This window comes from Klebsiella terrigena (assembly GCF_006539725.1).
In the GTDB taxonomy this organism is placed as follows: domain Bacteria; phylum Pseudomonadota; class Gammaproteobacteria; order Enterobacterales; family Enterobacteriaceae; genus Klebsiella; species Klebsiella terrigena.
This window is the reverse complement of record NZ_BJNO01000010.1, coordinates 22,203-42,679: the sequence shown is the minus strand read 5'-3', so window position 1 is coordinate 42,679 and position 20,477 is coordinate 22,203. Positions and strand designations below refer to the sequence as shown.

The window sequence follows — 20,477 nt, the reverse complement described above, 5'->3', positions numbered from 1 at the left end:
ACAAAAATTATCCGCTTTTTGCCCGTTTTTTGGCCTCTCCCGCCTCTTGTTACAGATTGAAATGTCGCTTTTGCTGTGGCTATATGGCTTTTCGTTCGCTAAAAATAAGAAAGATCTATGCAAGCCACAGCCACCACGCTCGACAAGTCGCAGGAAACCGCACCGGTTAACTCGCGCAATAAAGTCGTCGTTGCCTCACTCATCGGCACCGCCATTGAGTTCTTCGACTTCTACATCTACGCCACCGCCGCGGTTATCGTGTTTCCGCATATCTTCTTCCCGCAGGGCGACCCGGCCGCCGCGACGCTACAGTCGCTGGCAACCTTCGCCATTGCCTTCGTCGCGCGTCCGATTGGCTCAGCGCTGTTCGGCCACTTCGGCGATCGCGTCGGTCGTAAGGTGACGCTGGTCGCCTCGCTGCTGACCATGGGGATCTCTACCGTGGTGATCGGCCTGCTGCCCGGCTATGAGAGCATTGGCATTCTGGCTCCGATGCTGCTGGCGCTGGCGCGCTTTGGTCAGGGGCTTGGCCTTGGCGGTGAATGGGGCGGCGCAGCCCTGCTGGCCACCGAGAACGCCCCGCCGCGTAAACGCGCGCTGTACGGCTCCTTCCCGCAGCTGGGCGCGCCGATCGGCTTCTTCTTCGCTAACGGCACCTTCCTGCTACTCTCCTGGCTGCTGACCGACCAGCAGTTTATGGAATGGGGCTGGCGCGTGCCGTTTATCTTCTCCGCCGTGCTGGTGATTATCGGGCTTTACGTCCGCGTTTCGCTGCATGAAACGCCGGTCTTTGCCAAAATCGCCGCGGCGAAGAAACAGGTAAAAATCCCGCTGGGGACGCTGCTGACTAAGCACGTGCGGGTGACCGTGCTCGGCACCTTCATTATGCTGGCCACCTATACCCTGTTCTATATCATGACCGTCTACTCCATGACCTTCAGCACCGGCGCTGCGCCAGTGGGCCTCGGTCTGCCGCGTAATGAAGTGCTGTGGATGCTGATGATGGCGGTGATTGGCTTTGGCGTGATGGTGCCGATTGCCGGCCTGCTGGCGGACGCGTTTGGCCGTCGTAAGAGCATGATCGTCATTACCTCAATGATTATTCTCTTTGCCCTGTTCGCTTTTAAACCGCTGCTGGGTTCCGGTCAGCCGGTGCTGGTCTTCGCGTTTCTGCTGCTCGGCTTGAGCCTGATGGGGCTGACCTTCGGTCCGATGGGCGCCCTGCTGCCGGAGCTGTTCCCGACGGAAGTACGCTACACCGGCGCATCGTTCTCTTATAACGTCTCGTCGATTCTTGGCGCTTCCGTCGCGCCGTATATTGCCGCCTGGCTGCAGGGCAACTACGGCCTGACGGCGGTAGGACTCTACCTGGCGTCGATGGCCGCGCTGACGCTGATTGCGCTGCTGCTGACCCACGAAACCCGCCACCAGTCGCTGTAATCCTTTGCTGCCCGGCGCGCCGCGCCGGGCAGCTCTTCTCCGAATCTACTTTTTCATCTGCGATAAAATCGTCTGACACTGGTTGGCTTCGCCCTCCGCCGGCGATACCAGCGCCAGCAGCGCCGCAGCCGGGGTGACCAGCGTTGCCAGCGCGGCCGCTACCGCACCGCGGGCGATCAGCGGCCCCACCTTCACTCCGGCGTTCGGGGATTTAAACGTGCCGCGCACGTACAGCGGCGAGCGCAGGGTAATAATGCGCAGCCCCTTGCTTTCGGGGTCGATGGTTAAGTCGAGCTGCTCCGAGGCGAAGCTGGCGGTCCCGGTGACGTTAATCAGCGCATTTTCGGTATCAAAGGCAAAGATCTGCGGCCGCGCGACGCCATTAACCACGTCAACGTTGGCCGCCGCGCAGTTTACCCGCACCTCGTCGTCGCCAAAGATCTGCCCGATAAGATAGTTACCGACGTTCAGCCCCAGAATTTCCATCAGGTTTCGGCTAATCAGGCCATCGTTCATCAGCAGCTTGATATTGCCGTTGCTGTTGCCCAGCAGCGCCGCCACCGAGTTACCGGTGCCGCGCAGCTGCATATCGCCGTTCATCTCGCCGAGGGTCTTCTGCATCATCTCCACGTTCGGCATCAGCGCCTTGAGCTTCAGGCGTCTGGCCTGCAGGTTAGCGGTGCCCTGCAGCGGCTTTTTATCGCCCTGCAGATGCAGGCTGCCGGCGATCGTGCCGTTGGCGAGGCCAAAGCGCAGCGGCTGCAGGCGCAGGTCGCCGCGCTCAAGGATAACGTGGGTGCTGAGGTCGCTAATCGGTAACGTGCCGCCGTGCTCAATTCGCCGCCCCTTGAAGCGGACATCGGCATCCATCAGCTGCCACTTGTCGGTCTCAAAGCGATCGTAAGGCAGGATTTTCCCGGCCGGCTGCGGCGTAGCTTCGCCTCTACGCTGCTCGGTTTTACTCGCCTTACTCTCGGCGTTCACGCCAATCAGCGGCCCGAGGTCCGCCAGACGCAGCTGGCGGGATTCAACGTCGCCCTCCAGCTTCGGGCGCGGCTTGCCGGTGGCGTAGGTCAGGGAGCCGTGAATGTCGCTTTCGCCGATTCGGCCATTGAAATCGCGGTAGGTAAAGCGCGACCCGCCCTGCTGATTGAAGGTCGCCCGCAGGCGACCGTCGGTGGAGAACGCCGGCGTATCCGGCAGGACGATTCCGGTAAGATCGTATAAATCCCCCAGCGAATCGCCGGAGAACTTCAGGCGTAAATCGACGCCGCCCAGGCTCAGCGGGTCGTTCACCGTCCCGCTAAAGGCCACCCGGGTATTGCCGGAGCGGAAGTCGCCCTGCAGCGGGAACGGCGTCCCTTCGCTGCGCAGCGCCAGCATGCCGCCAATTTTACCGCTGCCGGAGAGCGGCTGGTCACGATAGCTCCCCCTGGCCGTCAGCCCAAAAACGTAGTCCGCCACCTTCTTTGGCGCCTCTTTGCCTTCCGTGCCGGTGACCTCGCTAAACGGCAGCGGTTTACCCAGCGGATCGACCGTCAGGGTAATATCGGCGCGCGTCACCTTGTCGATAATGGCAATCCGCCCGCGATCGAAGAGAATGTTATCCAGCCGGAAAGACCAGTCCGATGGCCCGGCCTGGCTGGCCGCAGCGTCGTCCGACCCGAGGGTAAAGGTCCAGTTATTGGTTTTCCCGGAGAGCCTGATCAGCCTGGCATCGGGCTGCTGCAGCTTAATCCACGGCAGATAGACCGTTTTGCTCAGCAGCGACAGCGGCGCTAGCGTGGCTTCGACGCGCGGCAGGTGCACCATCGTGACCTGGGGAATATCAGGTGGGTTGCCGAGGACGATATCTTCGGCATGGACGTGGGGCCAGGGCACCCAGCTTCGCCAGCCCCGCTCGTCGCGCTGGCGCTCCCAGACCACGCCGAGGTCGCCGCGAATGGCAAACGGCCGGTTCAGCTCGGCGGACACCTTCTGGTTAATCGTGGGCTTCAGGCGGTTCCAGTCGAAGGTCGCCAGTACGATGAAAAACAGAACGATAAGTAGCGCTATCGTTCCCGAGATAATAGCAATCGTTTTGCGGGTTGTGGTCATACCCTCTCAGCTCCTTTGCTCCTCGTCAGTCCTGAATATAGTTGAAAAGCGCATCTTTCTCCGACAAATGCGCCTTTCGTCACATTACGCGCCTGATGTCAAAAAAATAATGGAACGATGTTTTAATATAGTTGACCATAAAAACGACGCGGCGCACACTAGCGCTAATCCCGATTCAATCCCAGGTCATGATGATGTCTAAAAAAATTGCCGTTATCGGCGAATGTATGATTGAGCTGTCAGAGAAAAACGCGGCGGTAAACCGTGGATTTGGCGGCGACACCTTAAATACCTCGGTCTACATTGCGCGTCAGACCGACGCCAGCGCGCTCGCCGTGCACTACGTTACCGCGCTTGGGACGGACGCCTTCAGCCAGCAGATGCTGGAATCCTGGCAGGCCGAGGAGGTCAAAACCGATCTTATCCAGCGTATGGCCGATCGTTTACCGGGGCTCTACTACATCGAAACCGACGATACCGGCGAACGGACGTTTTACTACTGGCGTAACGAAGCGGCGGCAAAATTCTGGCTGGAGAGCGAGCAGTCTGCCGCGATCTGCGAAGAGCTGGCGACCTTTGACTACCTCTATCTCAGCGGAATTAGCCTCGCCATTCTCAGCCCGCAGAGCCGCGAGAAGCTGCTTACGCTGCTGTGCGAATGCCGCGCTAACGGCGGGCAGGTGATTTTCGACAACAACTACCGCCCGCGCCTGTGGGCCAGCAAAGAAGAGACTCAGCAGGTTTATCAGCAAATGCTGACCTGCACCGATATCGCCTTCCTGACGCTGGATGACGAAGATGCGTTATGGGGTGAAAAACCGGTAGAAGAAGTGATTGCCCGCACGCATGCCGCCGGCGTCAAAGAGGTGGTGGTAAAACGCGGGGCGGACTCGTGCCTGGTGTCGATTGTCGGCGAGCCGCAGCAGGAGATCCCAGCCGTGAAGCTGCCGAAAGAGAAGGTGGTTGATACCACTGCTGCCGGCGATTCATTCAGCGCCGGCTACCTCGCCGTGCGCCTGACCGGCGGTGACGCCCGGTCCGCAGCCGCGCGCGGGCACCTGACCGCCAGTACGGTCATTCAGTATCGCGGGGCGATTATTCCGCGCGAAGCAATGCCGCAGTAACCTTCGCCCGGGCTGCGCCATCAGCGCCGCAGCCCGGGAAGAGCCTCGTCAACCGAACCTACTGAGCGGGGGGAATATCCGTCGCGTCGCTGCGCGCCTCGGCAGCCTCGCCGCTTCCGGCCGTCGCCGTCGTCGCCGTTGGCGCAGGCACCATCAGCTTCTCCCACGTCGCCTTCAGATCCTTCATGTTATATTCCGGCTCGCCCTGCGGCTGCTGCAGCACCAGCGCCATATCCTGCGACAGCTGCTGACGCAGATACTGATTCAGCATATCGACGGTCAGAGAATCAAGAAACTCCTGACGCAGCTTCTGATACTGCTCCGGCGCGATATCCACCACCTGATTCTGCAGCGAGCGGATGCGCTGGCTGATCAGAATATCGGTATCGGTACGCGCGTAGGTGGCGAAGAGCTTTTGCAGCTCGAGCTTTTTCTGCGCAATCAGGGTATCAAACTCATCCTGCGGTAAGCCGTTATCGCGGACCTTCGCCAGCTCGCGGGACACCGCAATCAGGTTCGCGTTGAGCTTGTTGCCCGGCGATTCAATGTTGATCGCACACTGGGCGCGCTGGTACAGCACCCGGCAATCAAAGCCGAGGTTCACGTCTTTGATATTGTTTTTGCTCAGGTTCTGCTGCACGTGCCAGAACAGCGCCTCGCGGGCCAGATCGTCGCGCCAGTAGTGCTGCAGCGCGACCGAATCGCGAATAGGCTGCCACGGAGAGTCCCACATGATCGACAGCTTATCCTGACGCACGGTATTGGTCATGATGCTGACCGGCGTCGTCGGCAGCGGAGCCAGCGTCGGTACCGCGGCCGGCGTTTCTCGTTTACCCTTCAGCTCGCCGAAGTTTTTGTTGATCTGCTCCGCTACGTTACGGCTATCAACGTTGCCCACGACGATCAGCGTCATGGCGTCCGGGGTGTACCATTTCTGATAAAACTCTTTCAGCTGCGCAACGTCGACCGGGGTTTTCAGCGGCGCGGCGGGATCATGCCCCAGCATGGTGGAACCTTTCAGCCGGTAGCGCCACCAGCCCTCTTTGGTATCCAGCGGCCAGGTCGCGACCATGTCGCCGCCCTGCAGGGCGTGATTCACCGCTTCAGGCGTCACCTTTAGCTTCCCGCTGGCGTCGGCCAGCCAGCTCAGCGCCTCCTTCAGCAGGTCGTTACGGTTATTCGGCAGGCTGAGGTTAAACATGGTGTAGCTATAGGAGACGAGCGCCGGCGGGAGCGGACGATTCGGATCGATGCTCTGCTGCCACAGGGAGCGCGCCTGCATCGTCGGAAGGCTGCCGCTCTGCGTTAAGGCCAGGCGGGGAATAAAGTGGCTAAAACCGCTCTGCTGAGTGCTTTCACTCAGCGAGCCAATATTGACGAACAGGCGGACTTCAATACGATCGCTCGGACGCTGCGGAGTGGCTAAAACCTGCCACTGAAGTCCGTTGGCGAGAGTCCCCTGTTGCCAGGCCGGGTCAGGCTGGAGCGCTTCTGCTTGCACATAACCGGCCGCTGCCATCATCAGCAAACCACCCGTTAAGAGTTGAATTTTTGTGCCCTGCATGTGAACCCCTGATGAACATTCCTGGTTACAAAAGCAGCCCGCTGGAGGGCTGCCAAAAAATATGGTGAGTCAGTACGTCGGTTAGACCACGCGGAGAGGAAAATGTCGCACGGAGACGTAAAATAATCATTTAGTATCACTCCCCAACCCCGGGGAGCGATACCTAATTATGCGCAGGAGCCCGGAGTCCAGCAAGGGACAACGGGCCTAACAGATGGATTTAAGAGGATAATTCGTGCGATTTGTTCGCCGGAGTACGGTTATTGAGGACATCATCAAGCTGTTGGGAATCCAGCTCTTTCACCCATTTCGCCACCACGATAGTCGCCACGCCGTTGCCCACGAGGTTGGTCAGCGCGCGCGCTTCAGACATAAAGCGGTCGATACCGAGGATCAGCGCCAGGCCGGCAACCGGTAAATGGCCCACGGCAGAAATGGTGGCCGCCAGGACGATAAAACCGCTGCCGGTGACGCCGGCGGCGCCTTTCGAGGAGAGCAGCAGCACCACCAGCAGCGTTATCTGGTGGAAAATATCCATATGGCTGTTGGTCGCCTGGGCAATAAATACCGCCGCCATCGTCAGGTAGATGGAGGTGCCGTCAAGGTTGAACGAGTAGCCGGTGGGGATAACCAGCCCCACGACAGATTTGCGACAGCCCAGCTTCTCCATCTTGTCCAGCATGCGCGGCAGCGCCGATTCGGACGAGGAGGTCCCGAGAACAATCAGCAGCTCTTCGCGGATATAGCGGATGAATTTAAAGATGCTAAAGCCGGTGATCCGCGCGATGGAGCCCAGCACCACCACCACAAACAGAATACAGGTGATGTAGAAGCAGACGATCAGCTGGCCCAGCTGCACGAGGGTGCCGACGCCGTATTTGCCGATGGTAAAGGCCATGGCCCCGAAGGCGCCAATCGGCGCGAGGCGCATAATCATGTTGATGATGCCGAAGATCACCTGCGAGAAGCTTTCGATAACGTTAAAAATCAGCTGGCCCTTGCTGCCCAGGCGATGCAGGGCAAAACCAAACAGCACCGCAAACATCAGCACCTGCAGGATGTTACCGCTGGCAAAAGCGCCGATCACGCTGCCGGGAATAATATCCAGCAGGAAGGCGACAATGCCCTGATCTTTTGCCTGCTCGGCGTAGACCGCCACCGCCTTCGCATCAAGGGTGGCCGGATCGACGTTCATGCCGCCGCCGGGTTGCACCACGTTGACGATGATAAGTCCGATAATCAGCGCGAGGGTACTGACAACTTCAAAATAGAGCAGCGCTACCGCACCGGTACGGCCAACGGCCTTCATGCTTTCCATCCCGGCAATCCCCGTCACGACGGTGCAGAAGATAACCGGTGCAATAACCATTTTAATCAGTTTAACGAAGGCGTCGCCGAGGGGTTTCATCTGCGCGCCCAGTTCCGGGTAGAAATGGCCCAGCAGAATACCGATCGCGATGGCCGACAAAACCTGAAAATAAAGGCTTTTGAAGAGAGAGGTTTTCATAGGGTGTCCTTTGGGTATAACCACAGACCTGGAAGGGTTATAGGTCGTCTGTGGCTTAAAAGTAACACCCGGGAAACATTTCAGAAATAACTAAGCGCGAAATTGCAACGGAATTGTTAAAAACTTAGAGCTGACTCGCACAAGTCAGCCCCTAGTTACAGGCTTGCACCCTCTTCATTCACCGGCAAAAACTGCGCCGCAAACGCCTCCTGCGGTAAAGCGCAACCGAAGAGGTAGCCCTGGCCGATATCGACGCCGGCTTCCTGCAGCCACCGGTGCTGCTCCTCTCTCTCAACGCCTTCCGCCACAATGCGCAGGTTAAGGCCGCGCGCCAGCTGAATAATCGCCGGCACCATGCTGGTATCTTCGGGCAGCATATCGATGAAGGCCTTATCGATTTTCAGGATATCGACCGGCAGCGACTTCATATGCTGGAGCTGGCGCAACCCGGCGTAACCCATGCCAAAATCATCGAGGGCGATGCGCACCCCGGCCTCGCGCAGCGGGCGCAGCAGGGAGACGACCATCCGCGGATCGTCCAGCCGGCGGCTTTCGGTAATTTCGATAATCAGCGTGCCCGGCGCAATGCGATAGCGCGACAGCAGGGTCAGCATCTCCGTGCCCCGGTCGTGATGCAGCAGCTGCAGCAGCGACACGTTCACCGATAGCGGCAGCATAATGCCCTGGCTTTGCCATGCCGCAAGCTGGCGACAGGCCTCTTCCATCACCCAGTAGCCGACCGGGACAATCAGCCCGCAGGCCTCAATGCGTTCAATCAGATCCGGCGGCAGCAGCCAGCTGCCATCCTCCTGGCGCTGGCGCAGCAGAACCTCCGCGCCGCACACTTCGCCGCTGGCGATATTCACCTGCGGCTGCAGCCAGATGGCGAAACGCTGATTATCCAGCGCCGCCAGAATATCGTGCTCTTCCATCAGCCGGCGCTGGGCCTTCTCCATCTGCAGCGGATCGAAGAACTCAATCTGGTTTTTACCTTTGCGCCGCGCGGCGACGGCAGCGGAAACCGCGCGTCGGTAGAGCTGCTCCGCGCTCAGCTCGCCGTTAAACATCGCAATTCCGACGCTGGCGCAGGGGCGAAGCTGGATACCGTGCAGCGGCAGACGCTCGCTGATTGCAGTGAGCACTTGCTTACTTAACGTCACCGCTTGCCAGGGCTCGGTAATGCCGTTGGCCAGAATCGCAAAGTCATAGCCGCTGACCTGCGCCAGCACCATGCGCGAGGGGATGATTGACCGCAGCTTTTCCACCAGCGTCAGCAGCAGTATTTCGCGCTGGGCCTCCTTCAGGACGCCGGCGGTGTCCTGCAGCGTTTCGCAGGCGACCACCAGCAGCGCCGAGGTTTGCGGGCGGGCCACCGCCTGCTCGAGCAGCGCCATCAGGAAGGCCTTATTCGGCAGGTCGGAGACCGGGAAGCGAGTGGACTGTAAAGAGAGCTCATCGTACCGGCGCAGCAGGGTTTGCTGGTTGCGATTGTAGCTGCGCACCAGCATGCCTATCTCATCATCGTGATGCAGCCGCGGCAGGGTCAGCTGATGCCCGAGACGCTCCTGCTGCGGAACGTCGTTAAGTTCACGCGCCACCTTACGCAGCGGACGGACGATCAGCCGGTTGATGCACCAGGTGATCGACACCGTCAGAACCAGCACCAGCAGAAAGTAAGCAGTCACTAACGTTGAAAGCGTGCTCATCACGAATTTATACATCCGGTATGAGTCGGCCTGCAGCACCAGATAGGCAAGCGGCTGCGGGTTCGCGGGGCGTTCCTGGGAGTAGATAGGCAGCGATATCTGTACCGGCAGCTCAAACATGCGGGTAATCATCACCGGAACCGGGCGCTCGGGAATAAAGCGCATCCGCAGCGCCTGGAACTGGTTCGGCAGCACCACGTCCGCCCGGCTGACGATGCCGGCGGGCTGGATACGACCGAGAATGGCTTCCGCCTCAGGAATATCCGCCTTCAGGATCGCCGCAGAGAGCGGCTCGCGAACGGAACGGGCGATGCTTTCTAACTGCGTGGCCGTAGTAAAGCGACTCTGTTGCACAAAGTGAAAGAGTAAAATAGAGCAAAAGACCAATACAAATGCCATGGACACGCTTGCGACCATCGCCATCTGTTTAATTGTAAGTGAGCGGCTGACGCGCAACTGTGTTCTCCACTGATACTGAATACTGTCCGGATTTCGTCCTTCAACGCCGGTATTTTGCGGCTGATTGTCTCTGCGAAATAGCGCGCAAACGCCCGACAGAGAGCGCCAAACGGATCGCCAGGACGGGTACCAGGCACCGCCCTCGGGCTTGCGGACACGCCGGGCCGGCGTCGCGATTAGCGCAGCGCGAACGGGGGGATACCCCCCGCGGCGCGAAGTACGACGAGTATACGCGAACACGGGGGTGGAGTGACGGTTGATCGCGTAATTCAGCCTATTCTGCTACCAATCAGCGTAGGGAACCAGCGGCTGCGGCGGCATATTCATATCGCCCTGCCAGCCGGAGGCCGAGTAACGAACGTAGAGCAGCGCGTGGCTCGGGGTGTAGTCCTTGGCCTGCTGGATATCAACCGCCGCGCCCACGAACCAGTTGCCGGTCACCCGCCGTTCGACCAGCGCCCGGGCGGTATAGCCGAAGCCCTGGCTGCTGCTGCCCTCCTCGCTGAACTGGCTGGCATCGGCGCGATACTCAGAGGGAATGAGGTTCAGCAGCGGATAGCGCGCCTGGGTTTTCGTCCGCGAGTGTGACCAGGAGACGGAGCCGCCAAGCTCCCACGACCAGTTTTCGGTACGCTGACGCCAGGTCACCGGCACCGCGAAAGAGACGTACTCCTGCGGGCTATAGTAACCGCCCTGTCCCAGAGTATAGCCGCTGAGATCCTTGTCATAGTGCCAGAGCATATTGCTCAGGCCGACCGTCACGCGGCGGTTATCCTCGTTGATAACTTTATAGTAGTAGCCGGTCATCCAGCGCACGCGCCAGTTGTCGGCGACGTTTTTGCCGGTGAGCTGGTCGGCTCCCAGCGAAGACCAGACGCCGTTGGCTTCCCCTTTGTCGTAGCTCAGGCTGATGCCGCCGCCGTCGGCGCGCACCCCGCCCCAGGTTTTACCGGTATGGCTGGGGCTGTCCTTCTGCCCGCCAAACGCCAGCAGGGAGCTGGAAATCGGCCGACGGTGCAGATTGAGGGTGTAGCCCAGCGGGCCAAGATCGTCGCTGTAGCTCAGACCGCCGACGACATCGACGACGTTAAAGCCCATCGGCGTGGTGCCGATGTCGCCGCTCCAGGTGTCGTTCTTCCACCCGACCGCCACGCTCGCCCCGCCGTCGCTCTGGTGAAGGCTACCGTTGGTGCAGGCAATCTCTCCGCAGGTGCCCCAGCTCGGCGAATAGCTGCCGTCGCTGTTGGTTGAGAAGCTGCCGGCGTTCATATTGACCAAATCGGTGCGGAAGAACATCCGGCCGTCGGCCAGCGGCGCATCCACGTGCAGCATCGTCGTTTGGGCTTTTAAATCGGAATAGCCGCCGGTACCGCTGGATCCCCAGTAATCATGCTCCAGCGTGACGTTAAGATCCTGCTGGCGATAAAGATCCGCCGCGTCGCTGCGGATCCCGCGCTTAAGCCAGTCATCCTTCGCGTCGTTGCGGGTGAGGCGGGTGAAGGCGTCGTTATCCTGCGGACGGGCCGTGGCCACGCCAGCGGCCACCATCGCGTCTTTATAGCTTTCCAGCGCCTGCTGCGGCTGGCCGTTTTGCGCCTGAAACCGCGCCGCATCGCGCAGTACCAGCGCGCTCTCCATCGACGGCGGCTGCGCTTTCGCCTGGGTGGTGATACGGCTAAAGATCTGCTGCGCCTGCGCCGCGTTGCCCAGTCCGGCCTCGGCCAGCGCCACTCGCCGCTGCATATTGATCGATTCGGCGTCCTCGCCCTTCAGCTGCGCGACCTGCGCGCGGGCGGCGTTTTTGTCGCCCTCGGCAAGGTAGACTTCCGCCAGCCCCAGGCGCGCGTCGCCGTTGTTGGCCTCTTTGCTCAACGCCGCGTTGTACTGGAGGATCGCCGTCTGCGCGTCGCCGCGCTGCTGCGCCCAGTCGGCGAGGGTCAGATCGTAGCGCACCGACGCGGGCTGCTGCTTAATCAGCGCAATCGCCTGCTCTTCCTGCCCTGCCTCGCGCAGCCCGTTGGCCTGACGCAGAATATTGTCGCTCTGCAGGCGCGCCTCAAGCTCGCGAATATTATCGCTCCACTGGCTACGCGGCAGCGCGTTAATCTGCGCGAGGGCCATATCGTCCTGGTCGTTGCCGGATAAATAAAGGCCCCAGGCGTAGACCCGATCGGCGTCGCCGGGCTTACGGTTGACCATCGTGCGCATCAGCGTATCCGCCTCGGCCCGCTCGCCTGCGCTCACTAAATCTCGCGACAGCCGGTAGGTTATCCAGACGCTATCGGGGTCGAGCGCCAGACGTCGACGCTGCACTTCCGCAGCCTGCGCCCAGTTGCCCTGGCTCTCCAGCCCTTCGGCCTGCTTTTCCAGACGTTCGTTCGCCAGGCTGCGCTCAATATCGTCAATGCTGCGCCGCTGGGACGGCGTCAGCCCGGCGATAAAGGCGCTGGCTTTCTCCGCCGACTCCGCACGATAGAGGTTCGCCAGCCCGCGTACCGCCAGGCTGTTGTCGCGATCCATGCGCAGCGCGCGTTGATAGTAGCTCTGCGCCGCGGCGCTCTCTTTACGCGCGGCGGCCACGTCGCCGAGGCCAAGGACCGCGTAGCTGTCGGTGCTATCCACCCGCTGCGCCTGCGCGTAGGCGCTTTGCGCCTGCGCCAGCTGCCCGGCCTTCAGCGCGCTGTCGCCCTGCTTAATCAGCAGCCAGTAGCGGTTGGTCTGCAGCAGGCTGCGCCATTTGTCGCGATTCGGGCTATCCGGGTCCATGGCGAGCGCTTTATTCAGCTGCGCCACGGCGCGGGCGCGATCCCCGCGCTGCGAATAGGCCTGGCCCAGCGCGCCCACGGCGTCGCTGTCCCTGGCATCCGCGCGGACGGCCTGCTGTAAATCCGCCACCGCCTGACCCGGCTTATCGCTTTTAACCGCCGCCAGCCCTTCGGAGCGGGCGAGGAAGGTCGGGTCTTTGAGCTGCCCCTGCTGCTGCTCGAGCAGCACCCGGGCATTGGCCGCCGATTCGCCGGTGGCGAAGAGCAGCAGAAAGCGCTGAAGCGCCTGCACGCTGGCGCGGCTGACCGGCATATCTTTTATTTTGTCGAACCATATCGAGGCGGCGGTGCTGCGCCCGGCGGCCGAGCGCGACATCTGCTCTAGCCAGGCGAATCCTTCATCCGGCTTATTGTCGGCAAACATCAGCTTAGCCAGCTCGGTTTGCAGGGCAACGTTGCCCGGAGACCTGGCGTTAATTTTTCTCAGCTCAAGGACGGCTTCGTTATGCCGGGCCGGCAGCCGTGCGACCAGCGACCAGTACTCAATGGCGAGCGTTTCGTCCGGGGGGGGGCCGTTGAACAGCTTTTCAAATGCGGCCACGCCCTCTTCTACATGCCCCGACACGCCCAGCAGGCGCGCCTGCTGCAGCGCCTGGCGCCCGTCGCCGGTGCTGAGGTTCATTTCGCTGCGCGAGGATTTCAGGGCGGTCGAGTCCGGAGCCAGCTTCGACAGGCGATCGAGCTGTTTCTTTGCGCCATCGGTATCGCCCTGGCGCAGCAGATAGCGCATCCGCGCGGAGATAACGTCCGGGTTATTCGGGTCAATCAGCTCCAGCCGGTACAGCGATTGACGCACCAGATCTTCACGATTGCTCGCTTCCCCCAGCCGCACCTGTTCCAGCAGATGGTCCTGAGCAGGCGTGGTCGCGGCCTGCGCCAGCGGCAGAAGCGCAGCCCCCAGGGCCAGGGTGATAAACGTTAGTGAGAACTTGCGCATTCCTGGTTCCAGTCAGGTTGTAATTCGCCATCGGCGGTAAAGCGAAAACGATGTTGATCCCATCCCTGGCCAAAAAGGGTCAGGACCGCGCTGTAGTACGCGTCCGCGCCGGGATAGTTGTCGCTGACGCGCTGGCGCTGAACGGCCCGGGCATCCTCATTTTGTAAGAACGGCAGCAGCGCGGCCGAGAAGCCCACCGGGCCATTTACTGCGGTCTTCGCGGTGGTGATATTCACCTTTTCCGGCGGCAGGCCCTGGCTGATGGTCTGCTGCGCCATCGGTTTAAAATGCGCCAGCAGGCGCGCCTTCTGCTTATCGCCGTCGTTGAGCATGCCGACCCACAGATAGACGCGGATCGCGTCGTAGCTGCCAATAATCGGTTTATCCGCCTTCAGCTCCCAGCCCTTACCTTTCTCGTAGCGTACCCAGTCAGGAGAGAAGCCCTTGGGCGCCGTCTCCAGCAGCAGGCGGATATTGCCATCGCGCAGCTTCGGCCACGGGGCGCCGTAGCGGACAAAATAGTTCGCCAGCTGCGGCGGGAGGTAGCTGGGGTTAAAGCGCCAGCCCTTATCGTCAGCAAAGCCGACCTTCCCCGGCAGCACCATCGGCCCCAGCCCCGGCACGTCCGCCACCTCTTCTTGCGCAATCCGCGACAGCAGCGCTTTACCCGTCTCAACGTACTGCGGCATCTGCCACAGGCGCCCGGCTTCCAGCAGCGACCAGGCTATCCACAGGTCCGAATCGGAGGCCGAGTTGCTGTCCAGCATCGTCCACTCGCTGTCGCTCTTTTTGCCCCACAGCCAGCCGGGCAGGCGCGCGCGCAGGTCGCCCTCGGCGAGGTTGTTTTGCGTCCACTGCAGCAGCTTGCCGAACGCATCGCGATCGTTGGCCGCCAGGGCAAAGAACAGGCCGTAGCTCTGCCCTTCCGAAGTGGTGATTTTTCGCGGATCGCTGGGGTCAACGACGCGCCCTTCGGCGCTGACGTACTCTTTCCTGAACTGATCCCAGGCCGGCCACCGGCAGGCGGCGCTGACCTGCGCCGCCGCCAGCATCAATAGCAATGTCACCCCTGTGCGTAGCGCATTCATCATGGGTTACTCGTCATCCAGGTGCAGGCGACGACGGCTGACGATACGCAGCATCCGCCACAGTACCCACGCCAGCAGCACGATGCTGACCGCCGCCAGAATAGCCAGCAGCACCGGATGGCTGGAGAGCGCAAACCAGATGCGTTCAAACCACGGCAGATGCCCGACATAATAGACATCGCCCACCCGCAGGCTATTGACGCCGGATTCACGCACCACCACCGCCGAGCCGAACATCGCCGCTCGTTTACCGCTGTCGTTCAGCGCATCGTTGAGCAGTTCGTTGCCGCGTGTGCTGTCCGCCAGCAGCGCCACGACGCTGCGCTGGTCGTGATACGGCGACTGGAAGCCAATAATGGCCGCCATCGGTCCGGAAGAGGTGATGTCCGCGCGCGTGTTCGGCGTCCGGGCTTCATCGTCAGGATAAATGCTCGGCAGCTCGTAGTGGCGCATCGGCATTTTCACCCAGCTTTTCGTCGCTTCAACCAGCAGGTTAATCTGCGTATCGTCCTTCAGCGCAGGTGGAATCGAGCCGATCAGCAGCAGGTCGGCGTCTTTGCCCTTAACCTGGCTGCCGTCATCGGTAATCTGGATATTGATCGCCGCCAGGCCGGTCTGAGCGCTGATGCCGCCAACGGACTCCAGCAGGGTGGCAACCTGGCCCTCGGTCGGAGTTTTCGGCACCACCACCAGGGTTTCGGCGAGATCGGCCATCCGGCTATACGGGAAGCCCGAGTTGGCAAAGACCCGCAGGTCCGGCATGGTGATAAAGTGGTAATACTTCGAGAAATCAATCGTCGAGTCGTCGCCGATCACCACGTGGTTCTGTACCGGCTGGAAGGTAATACAGTTATCAATTGAGCCGCCCGGCATCGGGTTCATGTACTGGAAATCAAAGCGCAGCTGGTTCATGGCGCCCAGGCGCAGCGCCGGAATAGTCACCGCAGAGTTACCGTCCAGCAGCCCCTGCAGCACCGGCAGGCGGAGTATCAGCTTGTTAACGTCCTGAGAGCTGTTGAGGCTGAACGACTGCAGGAACTGGTCGTTCAGGCTGATATCCATGCGCGAGCTATCTTTGACCGGCGGCATGGTGTAGCGATATTTCAGATCCATATCGATGCCGTTGGCGCGCAGCAGATAGAGATCCGGCGGCAGGTTGAGCGCCACGTTAATCGAGTCCGGCACCAGTCCGCTGGACTGCAGCTGCTGTTCGTAGGTCTTCAGCTCCGCAAAGGTCACCGCGCGATCGGTCCGCACCCAGTTTGGCGCATCGTAAGGTTTGCGCGCCTGCAGCTGCTTAACGTCGTCCACCACCACGCTGTTACCGCGGAACAGGATATTGCCCTGCGCAATGCCCTTCGCCGCCAGCAGCAGATCCTTATCGTCACGACCCAGCACCACCAGCAGCTTGACGTACGGGTTGTCCGGGTGGTCAATCATTTCGATGGTCGGCGCGTTCACCGGTGGATGCTCGCGCAGGAAATCCGGGCGCCTGTCGTTGGTGGCAAAAACGATGGCGTTGCGATCCGGCAGCGCGTTGAAATAGACCGGGAACTGCTGACCGCGCCAGCCGGCCTTGCTGCCAAACCAGGAGGCGACAATCGCCGCCGCCTGCTGCTGCTGCCCGTCCGGGGCGGAGGCGAAAACCATCGGCAGGTTCAGCGGGCGGTTATCCCGGGAGTCGTAGAACGGCACCGGGAAATGGGAGAGATCGTTGCGCACCTTCAGCGACTGATAGGTCAGGTCCAGGTTGCTGCCGCGCCCGATGTCCAGCCACAGCGTGCTGCTGGCCGGGTTCTCACAAACGTCGCGATAGTGGCCGACAAACTCGAGGCGCACGCGGTTAAAGTCGGTGATGTAGAGCGGATCGATAGGGATCTGCGCTTTGACCTTTTTACCCAGCTGCTCTTTGGTGACCGGCAGAACGCCCATCAGCTCATCGTTGAGGTAGACCTTCAGCTGCGACTGCACCGGCAGCAGCGACGGCGACGGCGTATAGTCGAGATTCAGCAGCGCCTTAGCCACCACCTCGTCGCTGCGCATGCCGAATTCCACCGAGCCATCGGGACGCGCGCCGCGCAGCACCATGCTGCCCGGCGCCGGGGCGATTTTAGCAAAGCTCAGCTTGACGTCGCGGGTCGGGACATTTTCCACCACCACCACCGGCGCGGCCGGGTCAACGACGTTCGCCGTCGGCTGGTCTTGCGCAAGAGTAGGTTCAGGGGCGGTTAGCGGCGCGGCAGCGGTCGGTGCCGCAGTAATGGCCGTCGTTGGTTCCGGGTAAGACGCGAAGGGGTACCAGCCAGCCATTCCCACCGCCACTGCACAAATCAAGGAGAGTTTTCTTTTCATCGCATTATCATCATTGTTGAGCCATTTCTGGTTCCGAAGTTAGTATCGCCGCGGCGCGTTCGGGACGACGGGGAATAAACGAGACTATCCAGGCAACCAGCAGGATAAGCGAGCGGAAAATAACCTTCACCGACGGCGGGGAGAACTCCGCCAGGTGACGATATCCACGGAACCCCAGTTTCAGGATATCCAGCAGGCTTTCCATCGGTTTATCTTCCGGGAAGCTATCCTGCCAAAGCGCCCACGTATCGGCGCGGGCAAACGTACACTGCACAAAATCGATATGCTGCTTATTGGTCAACGGCAGCAGCTGCAGGCCGACTTCACTGTCGTTCACGCGGGCTACCCGCGTCGGGAAGACGTACTCCTGCTGCCCGCGTTTGAGCAACAGGTTGACCTTCTGCCCTTCCAGGACCTGCGCTTTGCCGTGAATTTTGATCCCTATCCCACCGTCAGAATAGTCGTGGACGGTGCAGGAGAAGAGGTGGCCATCTTCGCGGGCAATCGCCGCCGGCATGTTCATTTCCACGCGGTGTGAGCGGCGGACCTGCTTGCTTTCCACCGACACCGCCACCGCGCCGCCAAGAATAATCAGGTTATAAAACACCCACACAATGCTGACCCACACGGTCAATATTTCGTTTTCCGGGCCATAGAAGTGGCGCCAGATGCCGACCGCGACGCCAACCAGGTTAAGCAGCACGAGGTAGATGTAGGGACGAGAGATAACCCAGTCGACGTACTCGTCCTCTACCAGACCGCCCTTCGCGGTAACGTTGAACTTGCCCTTATGCGGGTTAATCAGCGCGACGAAGGTCGGCGGCGCAATGTACCAGGCCAGCACCGTTTCGTAGATTTCACTCCAGAAGGAGTGGCGATATTTACCCTGAATCTTCGAGTTGGTCAGGCTGGCGTGAATCATATGCGGCAGCACAAAGAGCGCGATCATCAGCGCGGGCGCATAGATGATATAGGCGTGCAGCAGTAAAAAGGCCAGCGGCGCGGTCAGGAAGATCAGCCGCGGAATACCGGACAGGAAGTGCATCATCGCATTGACGTAGCACAGCCGCTGCGCCAGCTTCAGCCCTTTACCGAACAGCGGGTTGTCGAGACGGAAAATCTGCACCATCCCGCGCGCCCAGCGGATACGCTGGCCGATATGCGCCGACAGGCTTTCGGTCGCCAGGCCGGCAGCCTGCGGAATACGCATATAGGCGGAGGTATGGCCCCGGCGGTGCAGGCGCAGGGAGGTGTGCGCATCTTCGGTCACCGTTTCGACGGCAATACCACCGATCTCATCCAGCGGGCCGCGGCGGATCACCGCGCAGGAGCCACAGAAGAAGGTGGCGTCCCACATATCGTTGCCGTCCTGCACGAGGCCATAAAACAGGGTGCCCTCGTTCGGTGTTTTACGAAAACGCCCGAGGTTGCGTTCAAACGGGTCCGGGGAGAAAAAGTGGTGCGGCGTCTGCATCATCGCCAGCTTTTTCTCTTTCAGGAACCAGCCCATGGTCATCTGCAGGAATGAGCGCGTCGGAACGTGGTCGCAGTCAAAAATAGAGACGAACTCGGCCCTGGCATACTTCAGCGCGTTGTTGATATTGCCGGCCTTCGCGTGCTCGTGCGTCTCACGGGCGATGTAGTGCACCCCCACGTCTTTGGCAAACTGGCGAAACTCTTCCCGCCCGCCGTCATCGAGGATCCAGATATTCAGCTTGTCCTTCGGCCAGTCGATGCCCTGAGAGGCGTAAATGGTGTTTTTCACCACGCTGAGGTCTTCGTTATAGGTCGGCACAAAAATATCGACCGTCGGCCACTCGGCCATATCTTTGGGCAGCGGCACCGGCTGACGGTTGAGCGGCCAGATCACCTGGAAATACCCCAGCACCAGCACCAGCCAGGCGTAGGTTTCAGCAAACAGCAGCACCAGCCCGCACACCAGGCTGACGGGATCGTCCCAGTTCAGCGTCGAGGTATAGCGCCACCAGATATAGCGACAGGAGACGGTGAGCGAGAGCACGATGAGCATCAGCGCCGAGAAGCGCCCCGGAATGCGCCGCACCAGCAGCGCCACGCCCCACAGCAGCAGCAGGAAGATAAACTGTGAAATCGGGTTAAACGGCTGGGTGATGCAGAGCAGCGCCAGGATCAGCGAGAAAAAAACCACCACGCTGAGGATCGCCTTACGCAGCTTTGGATTGAGATGCGCCAGCTCTTTGTATTTATCCAGATGACCGGTGCGGGTGTTCACCCGTTCGGGGAGCCGGTCCATCCACTGGGCATAGCGGCCGTGCACGCCTTCAAGGGCCACCAGCGAGCGCCAGTTGACCTTTTTCTCAGGCTCGGGCACCCGCGTCACCAGCAGCCACACCGACTGCAGCAGGTAGCGCAGCGGATCGAGCGGCCGCGGCCGATGGGGATTAATATGCGGGAAATAGTCGCCGTGCCTGGTGAGGATCGCCTGCCAGCGCGGCGTTTCCAGCGGTATCAGCGCCCACGCCAGCGCCGCCCACAGGCAGCCCAGCATCGCCGATAGCCACGAGGCGCCGTGCTGGCGATAGTCGCCGTAGCGTTCGCTCAGGCGTTCGGCAACCGGAGGAGCCAGCAGCAGCGTGCTCAGGCGCATCATTGCGCCTCCCGGTCGGAGGAGTAGTGCAGCAGGCACCAGTTGGCAAGGGTCAGGATCTCTTCTGCCGCCAGCGAGTCCTGCCGATACTCACCCAGCGGCTGCTTCGCCGCCAGGCACTCCGCCATCGCCTCATCGCGATGGATGGCGATCGGCAGAATGCGCCGCTGGCTCTCCAGCCAGAGCTGGTATAAATCTTCCTGCAGCTGGCTGCCCACCCGCAGATCGTTGATCAGAATATCGCGATTCGCCGCCAGCGCCTGCTGATGCAGGCGAATATGGCTGTTGCCGTCCGGATGCACCACCACCAGCGTACGGTCGCAGACGTCGAGCAGCGAGCGGGTCAGCGGGGAAAAATCGGCGGGTAAATCGAGCAGCACCCAGCGACGATCGCCCTGCTGGCCGAGCTGCTGCACGATAGCGGCCAGGGGATCCAGCGTCGGGTAGAGCCTGTCGAGATGTTCTCTTTCACCCGGCGTCAGCTGACCAAAGGGCAAAATATCAATATGGGAGGTGTAGCGCATACCGGCATCGCGCCAGTCGCCGCCGTCAATTAAGGAGCGCGCCCAACCTTCACGATGGTCGGCATCGACGTTGAAAAAAAAGCGCAGCATGTTATCCGGGCTGGCATCAACCACCAGTACCGTTTCCCCCAGCAGCTGTAGCGCCCAGGCGAGCGACGCGGCAATCGACGTTGTGCCCACGCCGCCACGGATGCCCTGTAATCCAAGAATAGCCATCGACGGCGTCCT

At 60.8% G+C, this 20,477-nt stretch carries 11 protein-coding genes; 2 read left to right on the top strand and 9 right to left on the bottom strand.

Annotated elements, in window-relative coordinates:
* The first annotated feature begins 117 nt into the window (after window positions 1-117).
* Window positions 118-1,440 (top strand): MFS transporter, encoded by a 1,323-nt coding sequence (locus tag RTE01_RS12970; RefSeq protein ID WP_134528086.1) that lies wholly within the window; start codon window positions 118-120, stop codon window positions 1,438-1,440.
* Window positions 1,441-1,485: 45 nt separating this feature from the next.
* Here RTE01_RS12970 and RTE01_RS12965 read toward each other — a convergent pair whose 3' ends face one another.
* Window positions 1,486-3,537 (bottom strand): AsmA family protein, encoded by a 2,052-nt coding sequence (locus tag RTE01_RS12965; RefSeq protein WP_141335073.1) that lies wholly within the window; start codon window positions 3,535-3,537, stop codon window positions 1,486-1,488.
* A gap of 194 nt (window positions 3,538-3,731) precedes the next feature.
* Here RTE01_RS12965 and kdgK point away from each other — a divergent pair, with 194 nt between their 5' ends.
* On the top strand, window positions 3,732-4,661 hold the full coding sequence (kdgK, locus tag RTE01_RS12955; protein WP_115191701.1) for a 2-dehydro-3-deoxygluconokinase: 930 nt from the start codon (window positions 3,732-3,734) through the stop codon (window positions 4,659-4,661).
* A gap of 58 nt (window positions 4,662-4,719) precedes the next feature.
* On the opposite strand, the gene RTE01_RS12950 is transcribed toward kdgK, so the two are convergent.
* From RTE01_RS12950 to bcsQ, 8 genes are all read right to left on the bottom strand, one after another.
* The gene (locus tag RTE01_RS12950; protein WP_041143120.1) at window positions 4,720-6,225 is read right to left on the bottom strand and encodes a M16 family metallopeptidase; all 1,506 of its coding nucleotides are present in this window, start codon (window positions 6,223-6,225) and stop codon (window positions 4,720-4,722) included.
* Between the two features lie 220 nt (window positions 6,226-6,445).
* Window positions 6,446-7,732: a dicarboxylate/amino acid:cation symporter gene (locus tag RTE01_RS12945; RefSeq protein ID WP_041143121.1), complete on the bottom strand. Its 1,287-nt coding sequence runs from the start codon at window positions 7,730-7,732 to the stop codon at window positions 6,446-6,448.
* A 155-nt stretch (window positions 7,733-7,887) separates the two neighbouring features.
* On the bottom strand, window positions 7,888-9,894 hold the full coding sequence (hmsP, locus tag RTE01_RS12940; RefSeq protein WP_041143122.1) for a biofilm formation regulator HmsP: 2,007 nt from the start codon (window positions 9,892-9,894) through the stop codon (window positions 7,888-7,890).
* Window positions 9,895-10,179: 285 nt separating this feature from the next.
* Window positions 10,180-13,659: a cellulose synthase complex outer membrane protein BcsC gene (gene bcsC, locus RTE01_RS12935; RefSeq protein ID WP_134528089.1), complete on the bottom strand. Its 3,480-nt coding sequence runs from the start codon at window positions 13,657-13,659 to the stop codon at window positions 10,180-10,182.
* A complete protein-coding gene (gene bcsZ, locus RTE01_RS12930) occupies window positions 13,641-14,750 on the bottom strand; it encodes a cellulose synthase complex periplasmic endoglucanase BcsZ (RefSeq protein WP_174824242.1) in 1,110 nt (369 codons plus the stop codon). The genes bcsC and bcsZ overlap by 19 nt, the downstream gene beginning before the upstream one ends.
* Window positions 14,751-14,753: 3 nt before the next feature.
* Window positions 14,754-17,099 carry a cellulose biosynthesis cyclic di-GMP-binding regulatory protein BcsB gene (gene bcsB / locus RTE01_RS12925; protein WP_134528092.1) on the bottom strand — a complete coding sequence of 782 codons (2,346 nt, stop codon included), beginning with the start codon at window positions 17,097-17,099 and terminating at the stop codon, window positions 14,754-14,756.
* A 10-nt stretch (window positions 17,100-17,109) separates the two neighbouring features.
* Window positions 17,110-19,728 (bottom strand): UDP-forming cellulose synthase catalytic subunit, encoded by a 2,619-nt coding sequence (bcsA, locus tag RTE01_RS12920; protein WP_134528095.1) that lies wholly within the window; start codon window positions 19,726-19,728, stop codon window positions 17,110-17,112.
* A complete protein-coding gene (bcsQ, locus tag RTE01_RS12915) occupies window positions 19,725-20,465 on the bottom strand; it encodes a cellulose biosynthesis protein BcsQ (RefSeq protein WP_123552502.1) in 741 nt (246 codons plus the stop codon). The genes bcsA and bcsQ overlap by 4 nt, the downstream gene beginning before the upstream one ends.
* Window positions 20,466-20,477 lie beyond the last annotated feature (12 nt).